This window comes from Deinococcus peraridilitoris DSM 19664 (genome assembly GCF_000317835.1).
Lineage (GTDB): Bacteria > Deinococcota > Deinococci > Deinococcales > Deinococcaceae > Deinococcus_A > Deinococcus_A peraridilitoris.
The window spans coordinates 1,043,906-1,069,202 of sequence record NC_019793.1 but is presented as its reverse complement, the minus strand read 5'-3'; the positions used below and the strand labels follow the sequence as shown (position 1 = coordinate 1,069,202).

Here is a 25,297-nt window from a genome sequence, read left to right as displayed (position 1 = left end):
CTTGCAGAGAGGAAGGCTATTGCAATTCCGAGAAGAAGACCCTAGCGGGCAAGCTTGAGGAGCTTGACGAGGTCGGCAGGAGCATCGCCACGCGCCTGGCACATTTCGACGTAGGTTTCGAGGATGACGTCACCGGTACCGTCGAGGGCGCTTTTCGCGCTGGCGAGCTGGGTCATGATGTCCACGCAGTTCTTGTCGTCCTCGACCATCTTCTGGAGGCCACGGATCTGCCCTTCGAGGCGGCGCAGACGGTTGATGATCTTGGTCTTCTCGGCTTCTCGGTCAGTGATGGGGACAGGTGCGGTCATGCCCTAATATACCCCCTCCCCCTACTTGACGTATAGGGGGAGGGGGTATAGGGTTGAGGCATGTTCTTCAAACGCCTCTACGACCCCGACCTGGCTCAAGCGTCCTACATGATCGGCTGCCAGCAGAACGGCACCGCCATAGTCGTCGACCCTGTCCGCGACATCACGCGCTACCTGGACCTCGCCAAACAGGAGGGCCTCAAGGTCGTTGCCGTTACGGAAACACACATCCACGCCGACTACCTCAGCGGCAGTCGCGAACTCGCGACTCACACCGGCGCCAAGCTGTACCTCAGCGACGAAGGGGGCGGTGACTGGTCCTACGCCTTTGAGCACGAAAGCCTGCGTGACGGCAGCGAGATTCGCCTGGGCAACATCACCCTCAAAGCCGTTCATACGCCCGGCCACACGCCCGAGCACCTCAGCTTTCTCGTCACCGACGGTGCCCGCACCAGCGAACCCGTGATCTTTCTCACCGGTGACTTTGTGTTCGTCGGCGACCTCGGCCGCCCCGACCTGCTCGACGAAGCCGCCGGCGGCGTGGGCACCCGTTTCACCGGCGCGCAGCAGCTCTTCGACAGCCTCAAGACGAAATTCCTGACCCTGCCCGACTACGTGCAAGTCTGGCCCGGGCACGGCAGCGGCAGCGCCTGCGGAAAAGCCCTCGGCGCCGTGGAAAGCACCACCGTCGGCTACGAAAAGAACTTCGCCTGGTGGGCTGACCTCCTCGAAGAACATGACCTCGAAGGCTTCACCACTGCCCTGCTGGAAGGCCAGCCCGACGCGCCCCTCTACTACGGCCGCATGAAGCGCCAGAACCAAGCCGGCCCCGCGCTCCTGGGGAAAATGCGGTCGCTGGAGCCTCTCGGTGGTGAGCAACTCCAGCACGCCCTCGAACGCGGCGCGCGCCTGATCGACACCCGCCCGCGCAACGAGTACCAGGACGCCGCGGTGCCCGGCAGCATCCACCTGCCCGCCGGAAAGACGTTCGGGACCTGGGCTGGCTGGCTGCTCAATCCCGAGAAAGAGTACGTGCTGTTTGCACGGAACGCCGAGCAGGCCGAGCAACTCCGCCACGGCCTCTGGATGACCGGCATCGACAACGTCAGCGGTTTCATCAGCAGCTTCGAAGGACTGCTCCTCGAACCGCAAAGCGCCACGCCCGTGGGCGAACTCGGCGACCTTGGCGATACCTTCGTCCTCGACGTGCGCGCCAAGAGCGAGTACGCCGCGGGCCACATCGAAGGCGCCACCCAACTCCACGCCGGCCGCCTCACCCATGACCTTGACCGCATTCCCCGTGACCGTCCCGTGATCGTGCACTGTCAGGGTGGCGCCCGCAGCGCTGCCGCCGTGAGCGTCCTGCGCGCCGAGGGATTTCAGAACATCCTCGACCTCGAAGGTGGGTACGCGGCGTACGCGCAGCTGAACCAGGCCCGCTTGTGATGCTCGCGTGGTTCGGCGCGATCGCCATCGGTCTCAGCCTCGGCCTCCTCGGGTCAGGCGGCAGCATCCTCACCGTGCCCGTTCTGGTGTACCTCGTCGGTGAAGACAAGAAACTGGCGATTGCCGAGAGCCTCGCGATTGTCGGCTTGATTGCCGCGAGCGGCGCGGTTCCCTACGCCCTCAGGAAACTCGTGGACTGGCGCAGTGTCCTGGTGTTCGGAATTCCCGGGATGGTGGGCACGTTCATGGGTGCGTTCATCGGGGGCTTTATTCCCAGCGTCGTGCAGCTGCTGGTGTTCGCCGCGGTGATGCTGATCGCTTCGTGGATGATGTTCCGTCCCCCCAGGCTGGAAGAGGGGGACCACAAGCCGCGCAAGCTCTGGAAGATCGCCCTCGACGGCGTGGCCGTTGGCGTCCTCACCGGCCTCGTCGGGGTCGGCGGTGGCTTCCTGATCATTCCCGCACTGGTCTTGCTGGGTGGGCTGAGCATGCACCTCGCCGTCGGCACCAGCCTGCTGATCATCGCGATGAAGTCCACCGTGGGCTTCCTGGAGTACTGGCGCGGCCTCAGCGAGCAGGGAGTCAGCATGAACTGGGACATCATCGTGCTGTTCGGCGTGATCGGCATTCTCGGGAGTTTCCTTGGCGCTTTCGTCTCCAGGTTCTTCTCACAGCAGCTGCTGCGGCGATCTTTCGCGTCCTTTCTCGTCGTGATCGGCGCGTACATCCTGTACACCAACGTGCCCGGCGCCATCGGTGGGTCGCAGCAGGCGCACTCCAGCCAGGCGGGCCACGCTACCAACCGCCCCTGAGCCCCTCCTCAACAGACCGCCACCCGAGGGTGGACTTGTTATCAAGGAACCTGCCATGGAACAGATACAGATCCTCGAACTTCTCCGCAACCCCTGGCCGTGGTACGTGGCCGGGCCCCTCATCGGCCTGACCGTTCCGCTGCTGTTCCTGATCGGCAACAAAGGCTTGGGAATCAGCGCCAACCTCCGTCACGCCTGCGCGATCCTGCTGCCCGACCAAGCCAAGCCCGGTTTCTTCCGCTACAACTGGCACGCGGAAAAGTGGAATCTCGTGTTTGCCTTCGGACTGCTCCTCGGTGGCTTTCTCGCCGGCGTCGTATTCGCCGACCCTGAGCCGACGGAACTCTCGAACGCCGCCCTTCGCACCTTTCAGAGTCTCGGGGTTGACGTGCAGCCCGGCTTGGTGCCCCCCATGCTCGAACGCGTGACCGACCTGAGAACCTTCACGCTGCTCGCCATCAGCGGCCTGCTGGTGGGTTTCGGAACCCGTTACGGCGGTGGCTGCACTTCCGGGCACGCGATCACTGGCCTGTCCACCTTGCAGTTCCCTTCCCTCGTCGCCACCGTCAGCTTTTTCATCGGTGGAATTATCAGCGCGAATTTGCTGCTGCCCCTCTTCCTGAAATGATGCAGAACGCCCCTTCCATTTCCCAGCATCGCTCCTCGTCGTCTTTCGCCCTTGGTCTGCTCGCGTACCTGCTCGTCGGAGTCGCGTTCGGCTTCATCCTCGTGAAATCAGAAGCCGCCTCCTGGTACCGGATCCAGGAAATGTTCCGCTTCCAGTCGTTTCACATGTACGGCCTGATCGGCTCGGCCGTCGTGACCGGCATCGTCAGCACCTTTCTGCTGCGCCGCCTGCGCCGCACCTCCCTGGACGGTCAGGAAATCAAGATCACTCCGAAAGAGCGCAGCTACCCCCGCTACGTGCTGGGCGGCGTGACTTTCGGGGTTGGCTGGGGTCTCGCGGGCGTCTGCCCGGGGCCGGTCCTTGCACTGCTGGGGAGTGGTGTTTTCAGCATGCTGGTCGTACTGGTGTTCGCGCTGATCGGCACATGGCTTTACGGGGTGCTGCAAGCGCGCCTTCCGCACTGAGTTCCGGACCACTGCTGAAGCGGACGTTTAAAGCGGTTGCCAGCAGGACTGGTGGATTTTTGCCAATCCTCCCACCCTAAAGCGGTGGTCATGGACATTGAAGGATTTTTGTCAATGTCCATGACCTAGCGAAGCGAGCAACCGCTCTAAAACGCGCTGTCCAGTGCCCGCAGCGCGGCCTGCGCATCCTGAATGCCGGCCTGGGCCATGTCCGGGCGTCCGCCTCCCTTGCCTCCTCCTGCCTGCGCCAGCTTGCCGATCAGCTGGCCGGCGTGTGCGCCACGCTCCACGGCACTTTTGGTGGCCTTCACGACGAGGCCCTTGTCCGAGGCCACCACCACGAGGTCGGCCTTGCTCTGGTCGAGCAGGCTGTCCGCTGCCACGCGCAGTTCGTTGCCTTCCACGCCGCTCAGACGCAAACTGCTGACCTTGAAGCCACCCAGTTCGCGCACCTCCTGGGCGCTGCCCCCCTCCATCTGCGCCTGAGCGAGCTGCCGCTTGAGCGTGGTGACCTGGCTTTGCAACTCTTTGAGCTGCCCCTGCAGACCGTTGAGGCGCTCGGGAAGCTGCTGCGGGCTGGTATTCAGTCCGGCCGCCAGCGAACTGAGCGTCCTGAGCTGCTCGCGCACGTAGTCACTCGCCGCTTCGCCTGCCAGGGCCTCGATGCGCCGCACCCCTGCCGCGACGTTCTCGTCGCTGACCAGCACGAAGCTGCCGATTTCGCCCGTGCGTGTCACGTGCGCTCCGCCGCACAGTTCCTTGCTGGTCACCAGGGTGTCCGCAAAGGGCACCCCACCCTCGACGCTCACCACCCGCACGACGTCGCCGTACTTTTCGCCAAAGAGTGCCATGGCGCCCGCCGCGCGTGCCTGATCGATGGCCATGGAAGCGTAGGTGACCGGAAAATCGGCCTGAATCCAGCGGTTCACCAGGCGTTCTACCTCACGCAGCTCCTCAGCCGTGAGGGCCGCACCGTGGGAGAAGTCGAAGCGCAGACGGTCGGGCGCGACAAGTGACCCGGCCTGACGTACACCCGAGCCCAGCACCGCGCGCAGCGCAGCGTGCAGCAGGTGCGTGGCGGTGTGGTGGCGCTCGGTAGCCTGCCGGTCCGGAGCGACCACTCCGCGCACCCGTGCGCCCACGTGCAGCTCGCCTTCTTCCACGATCACGTCGTGCAGATGGAGTCCTTGTGGGGTCTTGCGGGTGTCGCGCACAAAGGCGCGTCCTGCCGAATTACCTTCTCCTTGCCACTCCAGCCAGCCCTGATCCCCGACCTCGCCACCACCCTCGGCGTAAAAGGGGGTGCGCGAGAGCACGACCTGCGCCTCGCTGCCGCCCGGAAGTTTCGAAAGGCTCTCGCCTCCCTGCACGACGGCCAGCACCTCTCCTTCGGTGACCAGCTCCTCGTAGCCTACGAACTCGGTCGCGCCGTGTTCACGCACCACGTTTTCCAGCACATCCTGCACCTCACCGAACAATTCGCTCTTGCCGTACCTGCTGGCGGCGCGGGCGCGTTCCTGCTGCTCTTCGAGGGCCTTGTCGAAACCGGCTTCGTCCACGCTGACGCCGTATTCCTCGGCGATTTCCCTGGTGAGGTCGAGGGGAAAGCCGTAAGTATCGGACATCATGAAGGCCTCGGCGCCGTTCAGGGTCTGGCCTTTTTCCAGCTTGCCGAGCATCGCGTCGAGGCGTTGCGTGCCGCTTTCGAGCGTTGCCAGGAAGCGCGCTTCCTCGGCTTTGATGGCACCCTGAACCTGCGCCTCGTTCTGCTTGAGTTCGGGATACGCTTCTCCCATCGCCGCGACGACAAGCGCAACCAGCGAGTGCAGGACCGGTTCACGAAACCCCAACAGGTAGGCGTGACGGCTGGCGCGGCGCAGCACCTTGCGCACCACGTAACCGCGGCCTGTATTGCTGAGGGTCACGCCATCGGCCAGACACATGCTGACCGAGCGCAGGTGTTCGGCAATCACGCGGTGTGACACGCTCGTCTCGCCCTGGTATGCCTGGCCCGAGAGCTCCGCGACCCGCTCGATGATCGGGCGGAAGGTGTCGGTGCCGTAAAAGTCCGGCACGTCCTGCAAAATGCTGGCGATACGCTCCAGGCCCATGCCGGTGTCGATGTTCTTGAAGGGCAGGTCGGCCAGCACCGGAGTGCCGTCGGGGCGCGGCTCCTGGCGGTCGTACTGGGGAAACACCAGGTTCCAGATTTCCAGAAAGCGCGCCGACTCGCGCGTCTGGGCGTAGTCTTCCCAGGAATCGCTGCCGAAGTCCGGTCCGCGGTCGTAGTAAATCTCGGAGCAGGGACCGCAGGGACCGTTGGGTCCCTTGAGGGGCGCGTCAGCAGGCCAGAAGTTCTCGTCGGCGTCAAAGCGCAGGATGCGCTCCTCGGGCAGCCCGACTTCCTGCGTCCACAGTTCGAAGGCTTCCTGGTCGTCCTTGTAGATGGTGACGTGCAGCTTGGTTTTGTCGAGGGCAAAGTACTGGGGCGCGGTGAGCAGCTCCCACGCCCAGGTGATCGCTTCGCGCTTGAAGTAATCTCCGAACGAGAAGTTCCCGAGCATTTCGAACAGGCTCAGGTGACGCCGGGTGCGTCCCACGTTCTCGATGTCCGTGACACGCAGGCTTTTCTGCGCGGTGGTGACGCGCTTGTGCTCGCCTTCATAACCGGGAAAGCGGGCGGCGGCGCCCAGGAACTGCGGTTTGAAGGGCTGCATGCCCGCCACCGTGAACAGGGTGGAGGGGTCGGGCGACAGGGTGCTGTGCGAAGGCAGGCGCAAGTGGCCCTTGCTTTCGAAGAACTGCAGGAACTTCTCGCGGATTTCCGCGGTGGAGGGAGTCGGGCGCGTCATTTCGAAAGTATACCGAGCGGGCGCAGGCCCGTTTGGCCAGCCTCACCGGGATGACGCGCCCGGCGCTCAGCTTCGGACGCTGTCCACCTGTACACCGTAGCGCAGCATGATGGTTTTGAGCCGCTGGGTGGCGTTCACTGCCTGGGTTCGGTCCTGTTGATCAAACGCGATGGTCACCCGCCCCGGCGCTTCGCCTTTGGGAGCCTGGGCCAGCACCTGCAGCGGTTTGGCGAACAGGGGGTCCTGCACGACGTCTCGCAACACCTTGAAAAAGGTGAGTTCGTCGACACCGTCAATTGCAAAGCGAATCCCCTGCTTGTCCATGCCCTCAGGCTAGCAACCGGGTGTGGGGCGCCGCCTTGACCGGGATTTCATCGCTTCTTGCCTCACCGTACACGAACGGGTCCGGTGGCCCGTCTCGAAGGCCGGTGGAGGTCTAGAGCCGCCCTTGCGTTTCGGCGTCATCCGACGCGTTCTCCCCGTAAGCTGGGGCATGCTCGTTTCCTCGCGGGTACAGGCCCTGCTGACGCGTGAGCGCCTGCTTCTTTCGGAACTGCTGGCCTTTCTTGAGACTCAGGGTGCGCCGCCCGAGGCACTCACGCACGTCCGCCAGACCATCACCAACCTCGATGAGAGTTTTCTGCTGGTGGTGGTCGGCGAATTCAACGCCGGCAAGTCCAGCTTTCTGAACGCCCTGCTGGGCAGCGCCGTGCTGCCCGAAGGGGTCACGCCCACCACCGACCGCATCTACGTGCTGACCCACGGTGAGCGCGGCGAGCCGGAAACGACGTCTGACCCCTTTGTGGTGCGCCTGCGCGTGCCGCTCGAGGCGCTGGAAGGCGTGGCCCTAGTGGATACGCCGGGCACCAACGCCATCATCCGCCAGCATCAGACCCTGACCGAGGGTTTTTTGCCGCGTGCCGACCTGGTGTTGTTTCTGACCTCGGCCGACCGGCCCTTCACGGAGTCCGAACGCCAGTTCCTGGACCTGGCGCGCCGTTGGGGACGCAGCGTCATCATGGTGGTGAACAAGGCCGACCTGCTCGAAACTCCTGAAACGCGCGAGCAGGTACGCCATTTTGTCGAGGCGGGCGCTCGTGGCGTGCTGGGCCTGGCGCCTCCGGTGTTTCTGGTGAGCGCGCGTGGTGAGCAGCGTGGCGGGGACGAGGGCTTCCGCGCTTTTCGTGCCGCCCTCAGCGCCCGCCTCAGCGAAACCGAGCGTACCCGCCTGAAGTTGGAAAGCCCACTGGCCGCGGCCCGCGAAATTCTGGGCGGTGAGGAGCGGCGTGCCCACGCGGCCCGCGAGACCCTGCGTCAGGACCTCGAAACGCTGCGTGACCTCGAACGCCAGCGTGAACGGCACCGTGAAACCATGCTGGGTGAGCTCGACGGACAGCTCAACCGTGTCACGCGTATTCTGAGCGAATTCGAGGCGCGCGCTGACAAGTTCATCGACGACCATCTGCGTATCTCGCGCTTTCGCGAGCTCATGAACACCCGCAAACTCGAAGAGCGTTTTCGTGAGGAGGCGGTGCGTGATCTGCCTGAAGCCATCGAGCGGCAGTTCGCCACCATGATCGACCGCTTTGTGGAAGCCAACCTGCACTTCTGGGAAGACGTGCAGTCCTTCCTGATTCGCCGCGCGCCCCAGCAGGAGGTGGCGCGCACGCGCTTCAGCTACGACCGTGCCGCCCTGCTCGAAGGCATCGCGGGCAGTGCCCAGCGCCACCTGGAAGACGTGACGCAGCAGCAGCTCGCGCGGGAACTCTCGCAGGGTGCCGAGGACGCCATGCGCGGCGTCCTCGGTGCGGGCGGCCTGGGTATCGGCATCGGGGCGGTCACCATGGCAGTGGCCAGCACGGCGTTCGTGGACTTCACAGGGGTGCTGGCCGGACTGGCCATCGGGGGCATCGGTCTGTTCGTGCTGCCCGCCAAACGGTTGCAGGCGCTGCGGCAACTGCGGACGCGCGTCGCGCAGATGCGCGAGGCACTCGAAGAAATCGTGCGCCGTGAATACGCCCGCGAGCAGGAGCGCGCCGACGCACGTCTCGCAGACGCCATGCGACCGTACACCCGTTTCACCGAGCTGGAAACGGCCCGGCTCGCCGGGGCCGAGGAGCGTTCCGTGGGTCTGCGCGCGCAGATCGAAGCGCTGAGCGGCGAAGTCAAGGCCCTGAGTGCGTGATCCTCGCCGTGTGGGAGATCGACCAAGACGGGTTGCGTGTCCCGTCACCCGTTCGGGAACAGGACGTGATGGAGTGCAGGTATGTCGCGCGCTTTTGTCAAAGATGCCAACGACGAACGCTGGCAGCCGCCAGAGCAGGCCGCCGAGTTCGCCGTGTATGTAGAAGAGGACCGGGGCCGCTTCACGCCGTCTCCCGTGCGCCGTGGAGACGACCTGATCGAGTTGCTGCGCTGGGCGTCGGCGCAGCCGCGTGGCTCGTATCAGGTCCGTGACCGCCTCGGTCGGCCCCTCGCCGATGTCTGAAGCGCGGCGTCTTGCAGTTCGGTGGCCCTGAGGAAACTCACGGACAGAATTCGAACACAGGACGGCCGGTCAGGAGCGCTCTGCCTTTTCCGGCAGCTTGCCGGTCATCCAGAAAGGAAAGACGCTGCCCGGCAAATCGGATTCGCACGGCCGCGCCGGTCTGCGCGTCGTGCGGGCACTCAGATCGCGCGTGCATGCCTCCGACATGGGCAGGGCGGCGGTCACGGTCCACGCGTAGCACTCCCGGTCCGGATAGGCGTCCAGCGCGAGGCGTAGTTCGCTCTCGTCGGCGGCCTCGAGCAAGCCGGCCAGCTCACCCGTGGCCGGCAGCTGCATCATGCAGCCCAGCCCGGCGTGCTGCTCGTGCCAGTCGTGCGTGCGCCGCAGCGAAATCAGCGGCAGCATCGGAACCTGCCTTGGCGTGGCCCTCACCAGAAATTTCATGCGGACCTCCTGAAAACTGCGATGCACGTGTGGCATGCAGAAAGCGGATGGTGCGGAGAAACGCGGCCCGTCTAGGAGACTGTGTCCGTCTAGGAGACTGTGCCTTGATTATGAATTTTCTTACACGGCGTGATTGTCAACTGGGCACGAAAAGCGCCCGCTTCCTGCGGGCGTTTTCCCTGAGAACTCTGGCGCGGAAGGTCAGCGGGCGACGGCTTCGACGTGTTCCAGCGCCCGCTCGAGGTCCTCGATCAAATCGGCGGGGTCCTCGATGCCGACTGACAGGCGGGCCAGGCCGGGCGTGACGCCTTGTCGGGCCAGGGTTTCTGCGCCCAGCAACTGATGGGTGGTGCTGGCCGGATGGCACGACAGACTTTCCACGTCGCCCAGCGAGACCGCCTGCACGAAGAGCTGCAAATGGTCGAGAAAGATCTTGGCCGAGTCATAGCCACCGCGCAGGTCGAAGCTGACCATGCCGCCGAACTGCGCCATCTGTCGCGCGGCGACTTCATGACCTTCATGGTCGGGGAGGCCAGGGTAGAACACGCGCCGGATGGCCGGATGCTGCGCGAAGTGCCGGGCGACCTGCAAAGCCCCTTCACAGTGGGCGTCCATGCGCAGCGGCAGGGTTTTCATGCCGCGCAGGAACAGGTAGGCTTCCTGCGGTCCGAGGCTGGCGCCAACGTGCCGCAGGCCCGTCACGCGAATTTCGGCCATCAGGTCGGCGTGTCCGGTGACGACGCCGCCAATGGCGTCGCCGTGACCGCCCAGGTACTTGGTGGCCGAGTGCAGGACCATATCCACCCCGTGCTCGGCGGGACGGGTCAGGTAAGGCGTCGAGAAGGTGTTGTCGGCGACTGCCAGGGCGCCGACCCTGTGGGCGAGGCGCGCCACCTCGCGCAGATCGCTGATGCGCAGGGTCGGATTGGTGGGCGTCTCGACATAGACCATCCTGACGCGCGGGGTCAAGCGGGCCTGCAGGTCCTGCAGGTTCTCCGCTTCCCAGACCGTCACCCCGAACTTGGCGAGGATGTGCCGAAAGAAGCCTTCGCTGCCGCCGTACAGTGGCCCCAGAAACGCGACCTCGTTGCCGGGCTCCAGCAGGGTGAGCGACAGCGCACTGAGGGCACCCATGCCGCTGGCAAAAGCGACCGCGTCCTCGGTTCCTTCCAGGCTGGCCAGCTTTTCCTCGAAGGCGCGGACGGTGGGGTTGCCGAGGCGGCTGTAGAAATACCCCTGCTCCTTGCCGGCAAAGAGGCGCTCGCCACGGTCGGCGTCGCCATATCCGAAGGTGGAGGTCTGGTAGATCGGTACAGCGTGGGCGCCCGTGCCCGGGTCCACCTCGTGACCGGCGTGCACCGCGCGCGTGCGAAAACGCGAATTGTCCATATCAGCAGTCTATACGAACAAACGTTTGCCCCGGTCTCGCCCTGCGCGAGCCTCGACAAGGTGAGCCCGGCCAAGGGCAGACAGTGCGGCAACCCGGGCTGCATGGTTGGGAATTGCCCGGACAGAGCAGGTAAGAATTCTGAAATACTCCAGCCTTTACGGTAGAAGCCGCTCTTGTCGACCAGCTGTGCGCCTCGGTGAGGATCTGGCAGACAACCGGCGGACCGAAAGGACCCTGACTTGACTTTTGACGCCACCCTGCAGGCCGAGGCCGACCGACGGGCCGAAGCCGCCGACCTCGTGCTGGGCCTCACCCGGCACGCCTTGACTGCTCCCGACCTGCCCTCGGCCGTGCAGCCGATCCTGCGCACCTTGCTGGCCCACACCGCCGCCGTCGGCGCCGCGTACTTTCAGCTGAGCGACACGACACTCAACTTTCACGCGCGGGTCGCCGACGGCGAGATGCCCGACAGCGAGATGATGCGGGCCGTCGCCGTACACGGTCTGCCGGACAAGACGCCACTTTTGCAGGCATTGCGCCACCAGCAGGCCCCGCTGTTCTTCGACGACACGACCCGTGCGCCTGAGGCAGCCGGATTCTTCGAGCTGGGTGTACTCAGTGTGGCCGCCGCTCCCGTGTGTGACGCACAGGGACGGCTGCTGGGTACCTTTCTGATGCACACTTTCGACCGGCACGAGTGGCGCGCTGCCGAAGCTGAGCTGTTTGCCACCATCGCCGGCACACTCGCCATCCTGACGGCGCGCCTCGCCGCCGAAGAGCAGCTGCAGGCTGCCCACGAAGCGGCGCTGCGGGCGCTCGGCCTGGCGCTCGAAACCCGCGACGGCGAGACTTACGGCCACATCGACCGGGTGACCGCGCTCGCGCTGCGTCTCGGAAACTCGATGGGTCTGTCGGCGGGCGAGCTGCAGTCGCTGCGCTGGGGCGCCTACCTGCATGACATCGGCAAGCTGGCCGTGCCCGACGCTGTGCTGCTCAAGCCCGGCAAGCTCGATGCGCAGGAATGGCAGGTAATGCGCTCGCACGTCGAGGAAGGCGAGCGCTTCGCGCGAACCCTGGGCTTCCTGCCGCAAGCTGCTCTCGGCGTCATTACCGCCCACCACGAACGCTGGGACGGTGGCGGGTATCCACACGGGCTGAGCGGCGAGAGCATCTCGCTTCCGGCACGCATCTTCGCGGTATGCGATGTGTACGACGCGCTCACCAGCAAACGACCCTACAAAGTGGCCTGGTCGCAGTCCGAAGCGCTGGCGGAAATCCGCGCGCAGGCGGGCCGGCAGTTCGAGCCCCAGGTCGTGCAGCACTTGCTGAGCATTCTGGAAGAGGAGACCCCGCTCACACCCTCGGCCTGACGGCGGTGTAATTGCGGAACGGTCGCCCGGGCGCGGCGGCGATAAACTGCCGGGCATGAAAGATGGCCGGGGGTGGAAAAGCAGCGAACGCCCACCCGCACCCCCAGCCTCGCCGGGCATGCGTGCACGTGACCTGCAGGAAACACTCCGGCTGGTCTGGCGTGCCAGCCCGCGGCACAGCTTCACCTTTGCGGCCACCAGCCTGCTCGCCTCCGGGTTACCGGCGGCCAACCTGTACATCAGCAAACTCCTCATCGACGAAGTCGCGCGGGCCGCCTCGGGCCGCGTGACCTTCGACTCCCTGCTGTCGCTGCTTGCGCTGCAGGTGGCCCTGGGCATCCTGGGAAGCGTGCTGTCCACGGTCCAGAATGCGGCGCGTGAGTTGCTGGGTGACGCTTTGCAGCACAACATCAGCCGCCGCATTCTCGATAAGGCTTCCGGGTTGAGTGTCGACCTTTTCGAGAACGCCGAAACCTACGACAAATTGCAGCAGGCCTACCGTGAGGTCGGCTCGCGGCCCCTGGGCGTCGCTACGCAGCTCGTGGGGCTGGCAGGCGCGGCCGTGACACTCACCTCGGTGGGCGCCCTGATGGCGCAGCTTGGGGCCTTCGTGTTGCCGCTGGTGCTGTTGGCGAGCCTGCCGGCCGTGTGGGTCTCGAGCCGTTTCGGCGTGGAAAATTACCGCATGCTGCGCTGGCAGACGCACGACGCGCGAGTGCAGAACTACCTGGGCAGCGTCCTGACCTCGGACACCCTGGTCAAGGAGGTGCGACTTTTTGGCTTCGAGCCCTACCTGCTGGGCCGCTGGCGTGACTACTACCTCGGGTTTCGCCGTCAGCTGGAGGACATCATTCGCCGGCGTTCGTTGTGGGGTTTCCTTGCTTCGTTCGTTTCTGCCCTGCTGATCGGCGTGGCAAGCGCGCTGATTCTCTGGCGCGCTTCGCGGGGACAGATCAGCGTGGGCGACTTCAGCCTGTTCGTGCTGGGCATCACGCAGGTGCAGGGACAGGTCGGCAACCTGTTGAGCGGAGTGACCGGGGTGTACCAGAACCTGCTCTACATGCGCAACCTCTATGAGTTTCTCGAATTGCCTGCCCGCGATCTGGACGCCGGGGAATCCTGGCAGGAGAAGGTGCACACCGTCGAATTCCAGGACGTGGGGTTTCGCTACCCGCTGACCGAGCGTGATGTGCTGACGGGTGTCAGCTTCACGGTGCGTCGTGGTGAGGCCCTTGCCCTGGTCGGTGAGAACGGCGCCGGCAAGACCACCATCGTCAAATTGCTGACGGGCCTGTTTCAGCCTACCTCGGGGCGAATTCTGCTCAACGGTCAGGACGCCGCGCGCTTCAGCCCGCGCAGCATCGAGCGTGAGATGAGCATCATCTTTCAGGATTTCGGGCAGTACCAGATGAGCGCACGCGAAAACGTGGCCCTGGCCGAAGTGGCGCGCCTGAACGACGCGCCGGGCGTGGAGCGCGCCGTGGAACGCGCGGGCGCCGCCTTCGTCGACACCTTGCCCAAAGGACTGGAGACCCCGCTGGGACGCCTGTTTCAGGGGGGGCGCCAGCTGTCGGGCGGGCAGTGGCAGCGCCTCGCCCTGGCGCGGCTGTATTTTCGTGACGCGAGCGTGCTGGTCTTCGACGAACCGACTGCGGCACTCGACGCCAAGGCCGAGTTCGAGACCATCGAGGCCCTGCGGGCCCAGACGCGTGACCGCATCACGCTGCTGATCTCGCACCGCTTCTCGACGGTGCGGCTGGCCGATCAGATCATCGTGCTGGACGGCGGGCGGATCGTGGAGGCCGGCAGTCACACGCAGCTGCTGGCCTTGGATGGCAAGTATGCGGACCTGTACCGGTTGCAGGCCCGTGGATATGCCGAGGAAGGCCGGTAACGTCAGCGGGGTCTGCGCGTCTTTCATGGCCTTTCGCTAGATTGTCCGCATGCTCTCTTACCGCATCGGATACGGCGAGGACGCGCACCGCCTGGAAATCGGCCGCCCCCTCATCCTGGGGGGTATCAACGTGCCGCAGGCGCCGCGCGGCGCGGCGGCGCACAGTGACGGGGACGCCCTGTTGCACGCGCTGGCCGACGCCCTGCTCTCCGGACTGGCTCTGGGAGACATCGGACAGTACTTTCCCGACACCGATCCGGCGTTTCAGGGTCTCGATAGCGCGCTGATCCTGCAGCGCGCGCTGGAACTGGTGCGCGCGCGCGGTTACGTTCCCGCCAATGTGGCCCTGGTGGTTACGCTCGACCGCCCCAAGTTGGGCGAACTGCGCGGTGAGATTGCCGGCAACGTGGCACGGTTGCTGCACCTGGCGCCAGGCGAGGTCGGCGTGTCCTTCAAGACCTCCGAGGATTTGGCCAGTGACCACGTTCAGGCGCGCGTGACGGTGCTGCTGCAGCGCCTATGAGCGAGAACCGTTCCCCACAGAGGCCGACGGCGCCGCTGCACGTGGTGCTGTTCGAACCCGAAAACGGCGGTAATGTCGGCAATGTCGCCCGAACTTGCGCCGTGCTGGGCGCGCAGCTCCACCTGATCCGCCCGTTTGGTTTCCGGCTGCACGATCCGCAGTTCCGCCGGGCAGGCATGGATTATCTGCGCAGCGTGGAGCTGCTGGAGTACGCCAGCTGGACCGTCTTTCAGGCTTCGCTGCCACCGGGCGCACGCCTGTTCGGTTTCTCGGCGCGCACCGAGCAGCGCTACACCGACGTGCACTACCAGCCGGGTGATTATCTGGTGTTCGGACCCGAATCTCGCGGTTTGCCTGACTGGCTGCGTGAAATGCTGCAGCTGGTCACCTTGCCGATGCCAGGAGCGGGCCGCAGCCTCAACCTGGCGGTCGCGGCAGGGATCGGGGCGTACGAAGCGATGCGTCACATCGAAGGATGGTGAGGCACGCGCAGCAAGCGTCCGTGAGCATTCCTTGATTTTGTGAGGAAAACTCAACGCTTTGGACACGCTTCACATGTAACGGTCGCGCTGCAGTCCTACTGTCGAAGCATGACCTTCCAGGGCGTGCCCCTCCAGGCTTATCCCACGCTCGAGCAGCTTGAGGCCCTCGAGCGTGCGCTGTGTTCCTTCGAGCGCCGTCACCGTGTGCGCGTTACGTTCTCGACCGTTAGCTCGCCTGTCCGTGAGGGTCAAGCCCGTGGGTTTCGCCTCGACGTCAGCGGCTGGTCCCTGGCACCCGACCACCGCTCGCTGGAAGAGCTGACCGACCTGCTGGAAGAGCACGGTGTAGCGACACTGGATCAAGCCCGCCGGGAGCCCGCCGGACGCGCCCGGGAAACTGCCCAAACGCATTCTGCCGCCACAGGCCGCGCCCGCTGGAAACTGTCACTGCCCCGCTTGTGGCGCGTGGGCGCGACAACCTGAAGGACCCTGCGCGACCAACCATAACGGTCACAGAACTTCGTCGAAGTCGGGCCGCCGGAGACGCTAGAACGTTTGTCCGTTCCATTGATGGAGAACAACACTCCATCAACTCCACTTCCATCCGCTCCAGCACAGGGTCTACTCGCTCCGCTCGGTCGCAGACATTGATAGGTTTTTAATCAATGTCTGCGACAACCGCTTTAAGCTGCTCTCTTATGCCTGCTGCTGTCACTGAGCCCTTGCGCGTAAAGCTCATGCTGGTCCGTCATGGTGAAGCCCACGCCGTGACGCTCGGCAGCTGGGCTCCGGAGAATCAGGAATTCACCCCCGCTGCACTTCGGCGTCAGGTGCTGCACCTGACGGGGATAGACACCATCTTGTTGCACGATGGCGGCCTGAGCCTTGGCATTCACGCGGGGCCGGTCGTAATGGAAAGTCTGGGTGCGTGGCCGTCCCTGCCCGGCTGGCAGCTGGACGAAGTGTGTGCGGTACCGAACGCCCGGCCCTGGCAGCGCGCTGGCTGGTTCGCCGAGGTTCGCGCATGGATGGACGCGGTACTGGCCCAGCACAACGAGACGCGGCTGGGCGAAGTGGAGCAGGTCAGCACCTACGACTTTGCGTGCGTGCTGCGTGCCGCAACAAGCGGCGGGGTGGTGTACTTCAAAGCCGTTTACCGGGGACGCGAGGCCGCAGTGACCCGTGAGGTGTTGCTCCGGTGGCCCGCCGGTCTGCCCGAGATTCTCGCGACGGATCCCGCCCGTGGCTGGCTGCTTTCCCGTGACGGCGGGCGACGCCTGCACGAGGAAGCCAACTTCGAGATATGGGTCGAGGCTGCCGAAGGGCTCGCGCGGGCGCACCGCATCCTTGACGCGCCCGCACTAGGCTGCCCGGTCGTTGCGTTGCAGGAGCTGCCTGTTCAAGCCGACGCCCTGTTCCGTGACGCCGAAGGGCTGCGTGACGCCGGCCTGAGTGCGGAGCAGGTGACACAACTCGTGCGCTTGCTTCCGCGCCTTGAGCAGGCGAGGCGGCGGCTGGCCGTTCTGAAGCTGGAACTGACCGCCTGCCATGGAGACGCGCATCCCATGAACGCCCTGTACGGCCCTCGGGGTGCGGTGTGGTTCGACTGGAACGAGGCCCACGTCGGTCACCCGCTGCTCGATGCGGGCTGGTTTCTGGCGTGGCTGATGCACCCCGCAAGACATACCTTGCCGGTCCGTCAGGCTTATCCGGACAGCGGACTTGCGTTGTGGCGGGCCTTTCTGCAGGCCAGCAGGATTCGTGGGGCCGAGTACCTGCTGGGTGACGCCGTGCTGCTGGCAGTGCTGATGCGCGCCTTGCGCTTTCATGAGCACGCCCGGGTCTTTGCCGGGACTGTGCCCGGCTGGCGCCCACAGGGCGTGTCCTACTTTCTTCGGTGGCTGCTGCGCGAAGCGTCCTGATTCCAGTCCGTGCTCCGACAAAAAACCCTGCCCGAAGGCAGGGTTTTTTGTTGCGTAGCGCTCAGCGCACGCGGCTGAGGTTGACGGTCAGGTTGCCGGCGTTGCGTACCTGCACGGTCTGCACGCTGGCACGGTGACCCGGAGCGATCACGGTGATCTCGTAGTCACCGCGTTCGAGGTTGACGGTCAGGTCGCGGTCACGGATGGTGCCGGCTTCGCGGCCGTCCACGAAGATCCGCGCGTTCTCGACGTTGCTCACGATGCGCAGTGGCACTTTTTCGGCCTGCAGGGCGGCGCTGACGTTGAGCGTGGCACCTGCGCGGACGGTGACGGTGGTGGTGTAGTCGGCGTAGCCGGGAGCACTGACACGCACGCGGTAGGTGCCGGGCGTGATGTTTGCGAAGGTACTGCCGGTCTGGCCGACTTCGCGGTCATTGAGGAACACGGTGCCCTGTACGTTCGAGGCCACATTCACGCCACCACGGGCGGGAGCCTGAGCCTGACCGGTGACGGTGCTGTAGAGCGCCACGTCCGTGGTCCAGGCGTTTTGCGGCACAGGATTCACGACGATCGAGAGCGCCCGGGCGAAGTTGTCCTGGCCGCGCACGGTCACCGTGGCAAAGCCCTGGTTCTGCTGGTCGGCGCGAAACTGGCTGATCTGGTCGAGATTCAGCTGGGTCTTGCTGGCGAGCGCCAGCACCTTGTTCAGGCCCGCCTGACCGCTGATGTCGAAGGTGAAATTGTCGCCCTGAGCGGGGAACTGCTTGGTGGTGCCGCCGCGCAGGAAATTCTGGCCGCTCTGGTAGCGGTTGGGCAGAATCTGATCGATGCTGCCGTCAGGGTTGACGTTGAACAGGTAAACGTAGGCGTCCTGATTGACGGTGGTGAAGAGCGTGATCTTTTCGCCCACACGGTAATCGGGGGTCTGGTTGCCCGAGGTGTCCTTGTTGGTCCAGACACGGACCGACAGTTCGGTGGGGGTGGGGTTCACGATGATGCTCTGCGGGCTGATGCGGGGTTGCGCGATGGCGCCGCTGACGAGCGCGAGGGCGCTCAGGGTAAGCAGGTTCTTCATATCGTCCTCCGAATGCAATCGTAGCTGCGCCTACATGACGGGCCATGAGGCCCCCAACAGAATTCCTTAAATGGGGGTCAGGGCGACATCAGCTTGCTGAACAGCGCGTCAGGTTGCTTTCGGAACGTTGCAAGGACTCAGCAGTAATGACGGTGATCGGCCAGCATACAGCGGTTCTGCACCACCTGAATGCCCGCCTTGATGAGGGCGTCGGCCACCTCGCGGTTCTCGATGCCCTGCTGCATCCACACGGTCTTTGGCAGCGGGCGCATGCTGAGAATGTCGTTGAGGTGTTCGCTTACCTTGTCCGAGCGGCGAAAGACCTCCACGACATCCACGTGTTCATGAATGTCGGCCAGCGTCGCGACAGCCTTGCAACCGAAGAAACTTTCGCCGCGCGCCGCCAGGGTAGGATTGACCGGAATGACGCTGTAACCCTGGCGGGACAGGTACTCGGGAACGTAGTGCGCGGGCTTCATGGGATCGCGGTGAAAGCCCACCACGGCCACGACCTTGCTCTCCTCCAGGACCTGCACGATTTCGGGAATGGTGGTCAATTCTTTCATGCCGTCCTCGACAGGGCAAAGGCTGCGCGCGCCGCGCTGAGCGTCGATTCGAGCTCACGCTCGCCGTGCGCGCCACTCACGAAGATGCTTTCGAACTGGCTGGGTGCCCAGTACACGCCGCGTTCCAGCAGTCCCCGGAACCAGGCGGCGAACGCCGCAGTGTCCGCCTGCGCCGCGTGGGCGAAGCGCGAAACCTCACCATCGCCAAAAAAGGCGGTGAGCATCGAGCCGATCTGGTTGACCTGCAGGGGCACACCTGCCTCGCCTGCAGCTGCCCGCAGACCGTCTGCAAGAGCGCTGGTGTAGGTTTCGAGGCGCACATAAAGGCCCTCATCGCGTTCCAGCTCACGCAGGGTGGCGAGGCCTGCCGCCATGGCGAGCGGGTTGCCACTGAGGGTGCCCGCCTGGTAGACGGGACCCTGCGGACTGACGAAGTCCATCAGCTCGGCGCGTCCGCCGTAGGCGCCGACCGGCAGACCGCCACCGATGATCTTGCCCCAGCAGGTCAGGTCGCTCTGCAGACCCAGCAGCCCACAGGCGCCACGCAGCGACAGCCGGAAGCCGGTCATGACCTCGTCGGCGATCAGCAGGGCGCCGTGCGATTTGACGCGGTGCAGCGCCGCGCGAAACTCGGGCGTGGGAATCAGCACGCCCGCGTTGCCGACCACCGGTTCAAAGATCACGGCAGCAATCTCGTGGCCGCGAAGCTGCATCAGGGCGTCGAGGCCCTCGGGGTCGTTGTACTCCACCACGAGGGTCAGGGCCGCGTAAGCGGCGGGCACGCCTGCCGAGGATGGTGCCCCGGCACCGAGGTGCTCGGCGTTGGTCAGCAGACCGCTGCCGGCCTCAACCAGCAGGCCGTCGGCATGTCCGTGGTAATTGCCGCGAAACTTGACGATCAGGTCGCGCCCGGTCACCCCACGTGCGAGACGCAAGGCGCTCATGGTGGCCTCGGTGCCGCTGGAGACGAAACGCACTTTCTCGGTCTTCGTCAGGCGGGTGACGAGTTCGGCCAGCTCGACTTCGCGCTCGTTGGGCGCGCCGAAGCTGGTGCCACCTGCCAGCGCTTCACTGATGGCTTCGCGTACGGCAGGGTGGTTGTGGCCCAGGATCATCGGCCCCCACGAGCCGATGTAGTCGATCAGGGCGTGGCCGTCCTTGTCGATCAGGTAGGCGCCCTCGGCGCGCTCGATGAAGCGGGGAGAACCGCCCACTGCCCTGAAGGCCCGCACCGGGGAATTGACGCCGCCTGGTATGACTTTCTTGGCGCGCTCGAACAGCGTATCGGAAATGGAAGTTTGCGGTAAGGACGTCACAGTACCGATTACCTTAAAACGTTTTACAGGCTCCAACAGCAAAGCGCCTCACCGGAGAGCGAACGCTAAGGCTCGGTGAACGGCTTCGTTTCGCGGAACAACGCGCCGTCGCCCGCTTTTCCCCGCCCGGACAGCGGTGACGCTGGCCCCGAGAAACGCGACGCTCACCAGGGCATAATGCCGGGTATATGCTGCACGGCCAAGTCAAAGTCATCACAGCCAACGAACCCGAGCTGTTCGAACAACGTCTGAACGCCTTTCTGGACAGCCTCAACGCCAACTCGGCCATCGTGAACATCCAGTACGTGGAGACGGTGCGCAACAACGACTTGTACCGCACCGCCTACGTGCACCACAAAAAGCTCGAAAGCGAGTGGTGAAAAGCAGCTTCTGACAACCGAACCGTGCAAAAACGTCTCACGGAAGGGCTGAGCACGCCACCAAGCCCGGCCCAACAAATTTCGTCAGACCTCGGTCACCTCGGTTTCAGCTTCCTCGTTTTCGCCGGTCGCGTCACCGGCAGGGGTCTTGCTCCGCTTGAGCGCACCTGACTCCTTGATTCGTCCCGAGAACAGCCGGGTCGCTTCCTGAAAGAGGGGATGTGCGCGAACCTGCACGTTCGCTTCGCGCATCTGGGCGGCCTTGCCTTGTGGTGGGCGCTCGGGTGCAGAGTCGCTCGACGGGGCCAGACCCGTTGACACGGGTGCGGGGGGCCCGGAAGCAGCGGGTGCCTCCGAGCCCAACTCGTCCCAGGCGGTTTCCACGGGAGCGATTGAAGGCGCCGGTCGCGCGACTGATGGTGGAGCGTCGTCCCAGACGGGTTCCTGCAGGGTCGGTTCGGGGTCGTAAATCTCGGTGGTTCGCCGCCCCGCTTCGGTGGGTTCGCTGCCCGCTTCCCATGGTGCCGGAGAGCTGCCCGGCATCGGTGCGCTGCGCGCCGTGGTCACTGCCGAGGTCGGGCGCCCACGAACGGGGGAGAAGTCAGGTACTTCCAGGGGGGGAGTGGTAGGCGCCATCCGCGTCGGGGAACGCACGGGCACCTCTGCGGGCGCAGCAATGACAGCCTGTTGCGCGGCCACGTGAACGGCCTCCTGTGCGGCGGCCCCCAAGGGCACCCCGACGGAATTTTCGGCAAGGGGGACTGCGCTCACGCTGCCCACGCTCGCCGCCGTGTGGCCTGCGTCACCCCGCGCCAACTTTTTTTTACTGCCCTCGGGGGTGACGAGTTCCACGTCAATTGGGCCGAAGGTGCGCTGCACCAGTGCGGCCAGGTCATCGAACTTATCGATGACCTGCTTGGCGTGAAACTTGTGCTTGTCTTCGTACACGATGACCAGCCCGCCGCTCACCGGATTGGCGCGCGCTACCTTCAGGAGGGCGCGCATCTTGATATCGGCATGACGCAGCACGTCCTGCCAGCTGCCCTCCGGTCGGGGCGCCGGGGAAGCCGGCGAGGCGGCCGGGGGCCGCGCGGTCCGGGCGGAGGGATTGAAATCCTGAATGTCGGCTGCGCCTCCGGTCGGGGCGCCGGAAACCACGGCAACGGGAGCCGGGGAGCGCGCGCCACTGCCGCGCAACGCGGCCAGTTCACGTTCCAGCTTGGTGAGCCGTGCAGTCACCTCACCTGCCAGGCTGGCGGGCGCATTCGGCACGCCGGTCGTGACGGCGGCCTGACCATCACCGGCCAGGAGGGCGTGCGTGAGCGCCAGTTCGAGCGACAGCAGGTCGGCACTTCGTGCAAAGCGCGCTTCCTGCTCGTCGAGCGCTGCTTGCAGACGCAGCAGGCGGGGTACCTCCGCACCCTGCAGCCGCACACCTGCGCCCAGGCCCAGTTCGGCGTGCAGCGCCTCGCGCAGGGCGGTCTTGAGGCCCTCGACGACCGTGCGGGCCGCGTAACCCTCTCGGTAGAGCACGCCCGCACCCGCCAGCAGCGGCTGCGCGTCACCCAGCACCAGCGCGCGCGCCATCTCGGCGACCCGCTGGGAGGATGGCAGGCCGAGAGCGGCCTCCACGGCAGGGCGAGTGACCGCTTCACCGGCGGCCAACATGCGTTCTAGCAGACTCTCGCCGTCGCGCATGGCGCCATCGGCCAGACGTCCGATCAGCTGCAGGGCGTCAGCGTCAGCCTGCACGCCTTCCCGCGCGCAGATGCCCGCAAGCTTACCGGCGATCTCGCCGTCTGACAGTCGCCGGAAGCGGTAGTGCTGACAGCGCGACAGGATGGTCGGCAGGATCTTTTCGGGTTCAGTGGTGGCCAGCACGAAGATCACGTGACTGGGTGGCTCCTCGAGCGTCTTGAGCAGCGCGTTGAAGGCCGCGCGCGACATCATGTGCGCCTCGTCGAGGATGTAGATCTTCTTGCCGCCGCGCATGGCCGAAAGCGAGACTTTTTCGCGCAGCTCGCGCACGTCGTCGACGCTGTTGTTGCTGGCCGCATCGATTTCCAGTACGTCGGGGTGGCTGCCACTGCGGACCGCCAGGCACGAGGCGCACTCCCCGCACGGCTTGGGGCCCGGCGCTTCGCAGTTGGCGCTCATGGCGATCAGGCGCGCGGTGGTGGTCTTGCCGACCCCACGCGGACCGCTGAACAGGTAGGCGTGGCCCACCCGCCCACGTTCCAGCGCGGCGCGCAGCACGTCCTTGACGTGCTCCTGCCCCACCACCTCGTCCCAGCGGATGGGGCGGGCACGCTGATAGATGGCGCTCAAAGCGCAGCACTCTCCCCGGAAAAAGTCACCCCTTCAGTGTAGAGGACCCTGGGACAGCCAAAGGAGATTTGCCTTGCCTGGACCCGGCGCGGTCTCCAGCGTGACACGCCGCGAGGCCGGTCGACGCGCCCTGGCGACCACGGGCAGGTTCCTCACGTCCGTACTCCCACAACACCCGCGTCACCCACGAACCGCGCTGGCGCACTGTAATTACGCAGCCGGTAGCCGACCTGTGCGGGAGCGCCTGCAGGCGCTCGGGGCGCGCGAATGTGGGCGTCAGTTCAGCCATAAGACCATGTGCTCCTCGTCCACGTATTCCTGGCCTACTTTAAGGGCCCGTTGTTCCAGCCCGTACGGAGCAAAGCCCAGGGAGCGGTACAGCGCGCGTGCAGGCTGCTGGGTCACGGAAACGGCCAGCTGCAGCTGCTCCACACCCTCACAAGCGTGGGCCCGGTCGATCAGCTCACGCATCAGGATCTTGCCCAGGCCACGCCCGCGCGCCGTTTCGGTGACGTACACGGCGACCACGCCGGCTTTGTGTCGCTCCTTGAGGCCGGCAAAGCGCACGAAGCCGGCGGTGCCCACCAGCTCCTGATTCACAAAGGCCCCGAGGGTGAAGTGTGTGGGCGTAAGCTGTAGCCGTGAAGCGACGCTCTGGAGCGTCTCCTGACGGTATTCCTCAGCCGAGCGGCCAAAGGCGCGCGGTGAGTGCAGCAGTCCCTCCAGGCGCAGCGCGTAGTAGCTCTCGGCGTCGGATTCGTTCAAAAGCCGGACCTGCGAATGTTCTTGCTGTGCCACGCGGCCTCCTGAATGCAGGCTAGTGTCCACGGCGGCGTGCGACAATACGCCCGATGACGCACGACACTTCTTCGGCCATTTCAGGGTCGGCCGTTTCAGGCCGGGCTGCGAAACACCAGGTCGCCCTGATCGCACACGACAAAAAGAAGCTCGACCTGGCACTGTTCGTATTGCAGCACCGCGAGGTCCTGGCGCACTACCACCTGGTGGCCACCGGAACCACCGGCGGCATTCTGCAGGACAAAACCGGCCTGAAAGTCGAGCGCGTGCTGTCCGGCCCCCTGGGAGGTGACCAGCAGATCGGCGCGCGCATCGCCGAGGAACGCATCAAGGCCGTGTTCTTTTTTCGTGATCCCCTGACCGCGCAGCCGCACGAACCCGACGTGAGCGCCCTGGTGCGGCTGTGCGACGTTCACGACGTGCCGCTGGCCACCAATCCCTCCAGTGCGTCGGCCCTGATGGTGTGGCTGTCCCAGCCGGAAGAGCAGGTCCGCCTCTGAACTCCGGTTCTCTCTCCCTTCAGTCCGAGGCGGAGCCGGAGACCCCGAGCCTGTGGGCGCTCTCTGCACGCGAGCTGCTGTCGCGCACGGCCAGCCACGCACCCACCCCGGGCGGAGGTTCGGTGGCGGCCATATCGGGCGCGCTGGGATTGGGTCTCGTCATCATGGCGCTGGAAGTCAGCCTGCGGCGCAAAAATGCCGATGCCGCCCTGCCCCGGGTGCTGGACAACGCCCGTGAATTGCTGACGCTGCTGGCACGGGACGCCGACGAGGATGTGGCGGTATTCGAGCAGTTCATGGCCGCGCTCGCCCTGCCCAAAAGCAGCGAGGCCGAGCAGCACCGTCGCGCCGCCCTGCGTGAGGCGGCGCTGGCCGCTTCGCGCTCGCCCCTGGCGGCAGCGGGGCGCCTCGTTACCGCCCTGGAACTCGCCGAGCAGAGTGCTCCCCTGGTGGCCCGCAGCATCGTCAGTGACGTGGGCGCGGGTGCGGCCCTGCTCGGAGGCGCCCTGCGCGCGACCCTGCTGAGCGTCGACATCAACCTGGGGCAGGTGGACGAAGACCAGCGCCGCGCGCTCGCCGGCGCCCGAGAGGCGCTCGCGGTGCGGGCGCAGGCGCTGGAACAGGTGGTGGCGCAGCGGGTACAGTCCAGGCTGACCTGAGGCACGCCTTCAGCGGGGCCGTTTGATGGTCTCGATGTTCGCGTCGCTCGTCAGCACCGTCACATAGGTGTCCCACAGGCGCCGGGCCGCCGACTCGTCTGCGGGCAGCTGCGAAAAGCGCAGGTAAGCCGCCTGACCATCGGGAAGCACGAAGGTGGGCGTGCCGAAGACCCCCAGCTGGGCCGCGTCGTTCAGATCGCGCGCCAGCGACTCGCGCAGGCTTGCTTCATCGGCGAGGTCGGTTTCGAAGCGCCCCGTGTCCAGCCCGGCCTGATTCGCGGCTTCCCGCGCGGTCTGGGGATCGTTCAGGTCGCGTCTGCCGTCGTGACGCAGGCGCAAGAGCTGCAGGGTGAACTGCAGCTCGGCCTCGTTTCCCTGAAGCCGCGCGGCCTGCGCCGCCAGAAACGAGCGCAGGCTGGCCTGCTGGCTGTCGGGGCCTTCGGTCAGCGGCTGCGCCGCGAGCTTCCACACGGGGTTCTTGCGGTCGGGATTCTGCGCGTGGTTGCCCTGCACGAGGCTGAAGTGCTTCAGCTGAGGGCGCACACCCAGCTGCGACACCAGTTCCAGGCCGCGCCAGGCGTAAGGGCAGAGAAAATCGAAGTACACGGAGGAGGGCTGCACCCGGGAAACTTAACACGCGGGCGGGACCTCC

At 65.5% G+C, this 25,297-nt stretch carries 26 protein-coding genes; 15 read left to right on the top strand and 11 right to left on the bottom strand.

Annotation, left to right across the window (positions count from 1 at the left end):
• Nucleotides 1-41 precede the first annotated feature (41 nt).
• A complete protein-coding gene (locus tag DEIPE_RS05120) occupies nt 42-308 on the bottom strand; it encodes a metal-sensitive transcriptional regulator (RefSeq protein ID WP_015234918.1) in 267 nt (88 codons plus the stop codon).
• Nucleotides 309-368: 60 nt separating this feature from the next.
• Here DEIPE_RS05120 and DEIPE_RS05115 point away from each other — a divergent pair, with 60 nt between their 5' ends.
• From DEIPE_RS05115 to DEIPE_RS05100, 4 genes are read left to right on the top strand one after another with little or no spacing between them, the layout of a single operon-like run.
• A complete protein-coding gene (locus DEIPE_RS05115; RefSeq protein ID WP_015234917.1) occupies nt 369-1,754 on the top strand; it encodes an MBL fold metallo-hydrolase in 1,386 nt (461 codons plus the stop codon).
• Complete coding sequence (locus DEIPE_RS05110; RefSeq protein WP_015234916.1) at nt 1,754-2,566, top strand: sulfite exporter TauE/SafE family protein; 813 nt, start codon at nt 1,754-1,756, stop codon at nt 2,564-2,566. Before DEIPE_RS05115 ends, DEIPE_RS05110 begins: the two co-directional genes overlap by 1 nt.
• Nucleotides 2,567-2,621: 55 nt before the next feature.
• Nucleotides 2,622-3,194, top strand: a complete 573-nt coding sequence (locus tag DEIPE_RS05105; RefSeq protein ID WP_015234915.1) for a YeeE/YedE family protein — start codon at nt 2,622-2,624, stop codon at nt 3,192-3,194.
• On the top strand, nt 3,191-3,658 hold the full coding sequence (locus DEIPE_RS05100) for a DUF6691 family protein (protein WP_015234914.1): 468 nt from the start codon (nt 3,191-3,193) through the stop codon (nt 3,656-3,658). Before DEIPE_RS05105 ends, DEIPE_RS05100 begins: the two co-directional genes overlap by 4 nt.
• Before the next feature lie 146 nt (nt 3,659-3,804).
• Here DEIPE_RS05100 and alaS read toward each other — a convergent pair whose 3' ends face one another.
• Together alaS and DEIPE_RS05090 are read right to left on the bottom strand one after the other, a co-directional pair.
• Nucleotides 3,805-6,510, bottom strand: a complete 2,706-nt coding sequence (gene alaS, locus DEIPE_RS05095) for an alanine--tRNA ligase (RefSeq protein ID WP_015234913.1) — start codon at nt 6,508-6,510, stop codon at nt 3,805-3,807.
• A gap of 66 nt (nt 6,511-6,576) precedes the next feature.
• A complete protein-coding gene (locus DEIPE_RS05090) occupies nt 6,577-6,834 on the bottom strand; it encodes a hypothetical protein (RefSeq protein WP_015234912.1) in 258 nt (85 codons plus the stop codon).
• Nucleotides 6,835-7,003: 169 nt separating this feature from the next.
• On the opposite strand from DEIPE_RS05090, the gene DEIPE_RS05085 reads away from it, so the two are divergent.
• The gene (locus DEIPE_RS05085) at nt 7,004-8,695 is read left to right on the top strand and encodes a dynamin family protein (RefSeq protein ID WP_015234911.1); all 1,692 of its coding nucleotides are present in this window, start codon (nt 7,004-7,006) and stop codon (nt 8,693-8,695) included.
• An 81-nt stretch (nt 8,696-8,776) separates the two neighbouring features.
• Nucleotides 8,777-8,998, top strand: a complete 222-nt coding sequence (locus DEIPE_RS05080) for a hypothetical protein (protein ID WP_015234910.1) — start codon at nt 8,777-8,779, stop codon at nt 8,996-8,998.
• A 69-nt stretch (nt 8,999-9,067) separates the two neighbouring features.
• On the opposite strand, the gene DEIPE_RS05075 is transcribed toward DEIPE_RS05080, so the two are convergent.
• Together DEIPE_RS05075 and DEIPE_RS05070 are read right to left on the bottom strand one after the other, a co-directional pair.
• Complete coding sequence (locus DEIPE_RS05075; protein ID WP_015234909.1) at nt 9,068-9,442, bottom strand: hypothetical protein; 375 nt, start codon at nt 9,440-9,442, stop codon at nt 9,068-9,070.
• A gap of 201 nt (nt 9,443-9,643) precedes the next feature.
• Nucleotides 9,644-10,831, bottom strand: a complete 1,188-nt coding sequence (locus DEIPE_RS05070; RefSeq protein WP_015234908.1) for a trans-sulfuration enzyme family protein — start codon at nt 10,829-10,831, stop codon at nt 9,644-9,646.
• 240 nt (nt 10,832-11,071) lie between these two features.
• Between DEIPE_RS05070 and DEIPE_RS05065 the strand changes: the two genes are divergently transcribed.
• The 6 genes from DEIPE_RS05065 (at nt 11,072) to DEIPE_RS05040 (ending at nt 17,023) form a co-directional block, all read left to right on the top strand.
• Nucleotides 11,072-12,202: an HD domain-containing phosphohydrolase gene (locus tag DEIPE_RS05065; protein WP_015234907.1), complete on the top strand. Its 1,131-nt coding sequence runs from the start codon at nt 11,072-11,074 to the stop codon at nt 12,200-12,202.
• A 55-nt stretch (nt 12,203-12,257) separates the two neighbouring features.
• Nucleotides 12,258-14,096 carry an ABC transporter ATP-binding protein gene (locus tag DEIPE_RS05060; protein ID WP_157448767.1) on the top strand — a complete coding sequence of 613 codons (1,839 nt, stop codon included), beginning with the start codon at nt 12,258-12,260 and terminating at the stop codon, nt 14,094-14,096.
• Between the two features lie 49 nt (nt 14,097-14,145).
• Nucleotides 14,146-14,619 (top strand): 2-C-methyl-D-erythritol 2,4-cyclodiphosphate synthase, encoded by a 474-nt coding sequence (ispF, locus tag DEIPE_RS05055; RefSeq protein WP_015234905.1) that lies wholly within the window; start codon nt 14,146-14,148, stop codon nt 14,617-14,619.
• Nucleotides 14,616-15,101, top strand: a complete 486-nt coding sequence (locus DEIPE_RS05050) for a tRNA (cytidine(34)-2'-O)-methyltransferase (RefSeq protein ID WP_015234904.1) — start codon at nt 14,616-14,618, stop codon at nt 15,099-15,101. Before ispF ends, DEIPE_RS05050 begins: the two co-directional genes overlap by 4 nt.
• 108 nt (nt 15,102-15,209) lie before the next feature.
• A complete protein-coding gene (locus DEIPE_RS05045; protein ID WP_015234903.1) occupies nt 15,210-15,584 on the top strand; it encodes a hypothetical protein in 375 nt (124 codons plus the stop codon).
• A 239-nt stretch (nt 15,585-15,823) separates the two neighbouring features.
• Complete coding sequence (locus tag DEIPE_RS05040; RefSeq protein ID WP_157448766.1) at nt 15,824-17,023, top strand: phosphotransferase; 1,200 nt, start codon at nt 15,824-15,826, stop codon at nt 17,021-17,023.
• A 61-nt stretch (nt 17,024-17,084) separates the two neighbouring features.
• On the opposite strand, the gene DEIPE_RS05035 is transcribed toward DEIPE_RS05040, so the two are convergent.
• The 3 genes from DEIPE_RS05035 to hemL all read right to left on the bottom strand — a co-directional run bounded on the left by DEIPE_RS05035 (nt 17,085) and on the right by hemL (nt 19,980).
• Nucleotides 17,085-18,098, bottom strand: coding sequence for a DUF4384 domain-containing protein (locus tag DEIPE_RS05035; RefSeq protein WP_015234901.1), 1,014 nt, complete (start codon nt 18,096-18,098; stop codon nt 17,085-17,087).
• Between the two features lie 137 nt (nt 18,099-18,235).
• On the bottom strand, nt 18,236-18,664 hold the full coding sequence (locus DEIPE_RS05030; RefSeq protein WP_015234900.1) for a CoA-binding protein: 429 nt from the start codon (nt 18,662-18,664) through the stop codon (nt 18,236-18,238).
• Entirely contained in the window at nt 18,661-19,980 is a 1,320-nt protein-coding gene (hemL, locus tag DEIPE_RS05025; protein WP_052326634.1) for a glutamate-1-semialdehyde 2,1-aminomutase, read from the bottom strand. Before hemL ends, DEIPE_RS05030 begins: the two co-directional genes overlap by 4 nt.
• 188 nt (nt 19,981-20,168) lie before the next feature.
• Here hemL and DEIPE_RS05020 point away from each other — a divergent pair, with 188 nt between their 5' ends.
• The gene (locus tag DEIPE_RS05020) at nt 20,169-20,360 is read left to right on the top strand and encodes a hypothetical protein (RefSeq protein WP_015234898.1); all 192 of its coding nucleotides are present in this window, start codon (nt 20,169-20,171) and stop codon (nt 20,358-20,360) included.
• Between the two features lie 84 nt (nt 20,361-20,444).
• On the opposite strand, the gene dnaX is transcribed toward DEIPE_RS05020, so the two are convergent.
• Nucleotides 20,445-22,688: a DNA polymerase III subunit gamma/tau gene (gene dnaX, locus DEIPE_RS05015; protein WP_015234897.1), complete on the bottom strand. Its 2,244-nt coding sequence runs from the start codon at nt 22,686-22,688 to the stop codon at nt 20,445-20,447.
• A gap of 276 nt (nt 22,689-22,964) precedes the next feature.
• The gene (locus tag DEIPE_RS05010) at nt 22,965-23,486 is read right to left on the bottom strand and encodes a GNAT family N-acetyltransferase (protein WP_015234896.1); all 522 of its coding nucleotides are present in this window, start codon (nt 23,484-23,486) and stop codon (nt 22,965-22,967) included.
• 53 nt (nt 23,487-23,539) lie between these two features.
• Here DEIPE_RS05010 and DEIPE_RS05005 point away from each other — a divergent pair, with 53 nt between their 5' ends.
• Nucleotides 23,540-23,986, top strand: coding sequence for a methylglyoxal synthase (locus tag DEIPE_RS05005; protein WP_015234895.1), 447 nt, complete (start codon nt 23,540-23,542; stop codon nt 23,984-23,986).
• Nucleotides 23,987-24,108: 122 nt separating this feature from the next.
• Nucleotides 24,109-24,645: a cyclodeaminase/cyclohydrolase family protein gene (locus DEIPE_RS05000; RefSeq protein WP_052326633.1), complete on the top strand. Its 537-nt coding sequence runs from the start codon at nt 24,109-24,111 to the stop codon at nt 24,643-24,645.
• Nucleotides 24,646-24,654: 9 nt separating this feature from the next.
• On the opposite strand, the gene DEIPE_RS04995 is transcribed toward DEIPE_RS05000, so the two are convergent.
• On the bottom strand, nt 24,655-25,266 hold the full coding sequence (locus DEIPE_RS04995) for a DsbA family protein (RefSeq protein ID WP_041230704.1): 612 nt from the start codon (nt 25,264-25,266) through the stop codon (nt 24,655-24,657).
• Nucleotides 25,267-25,297: the final 31 nt, after the last annotated feature.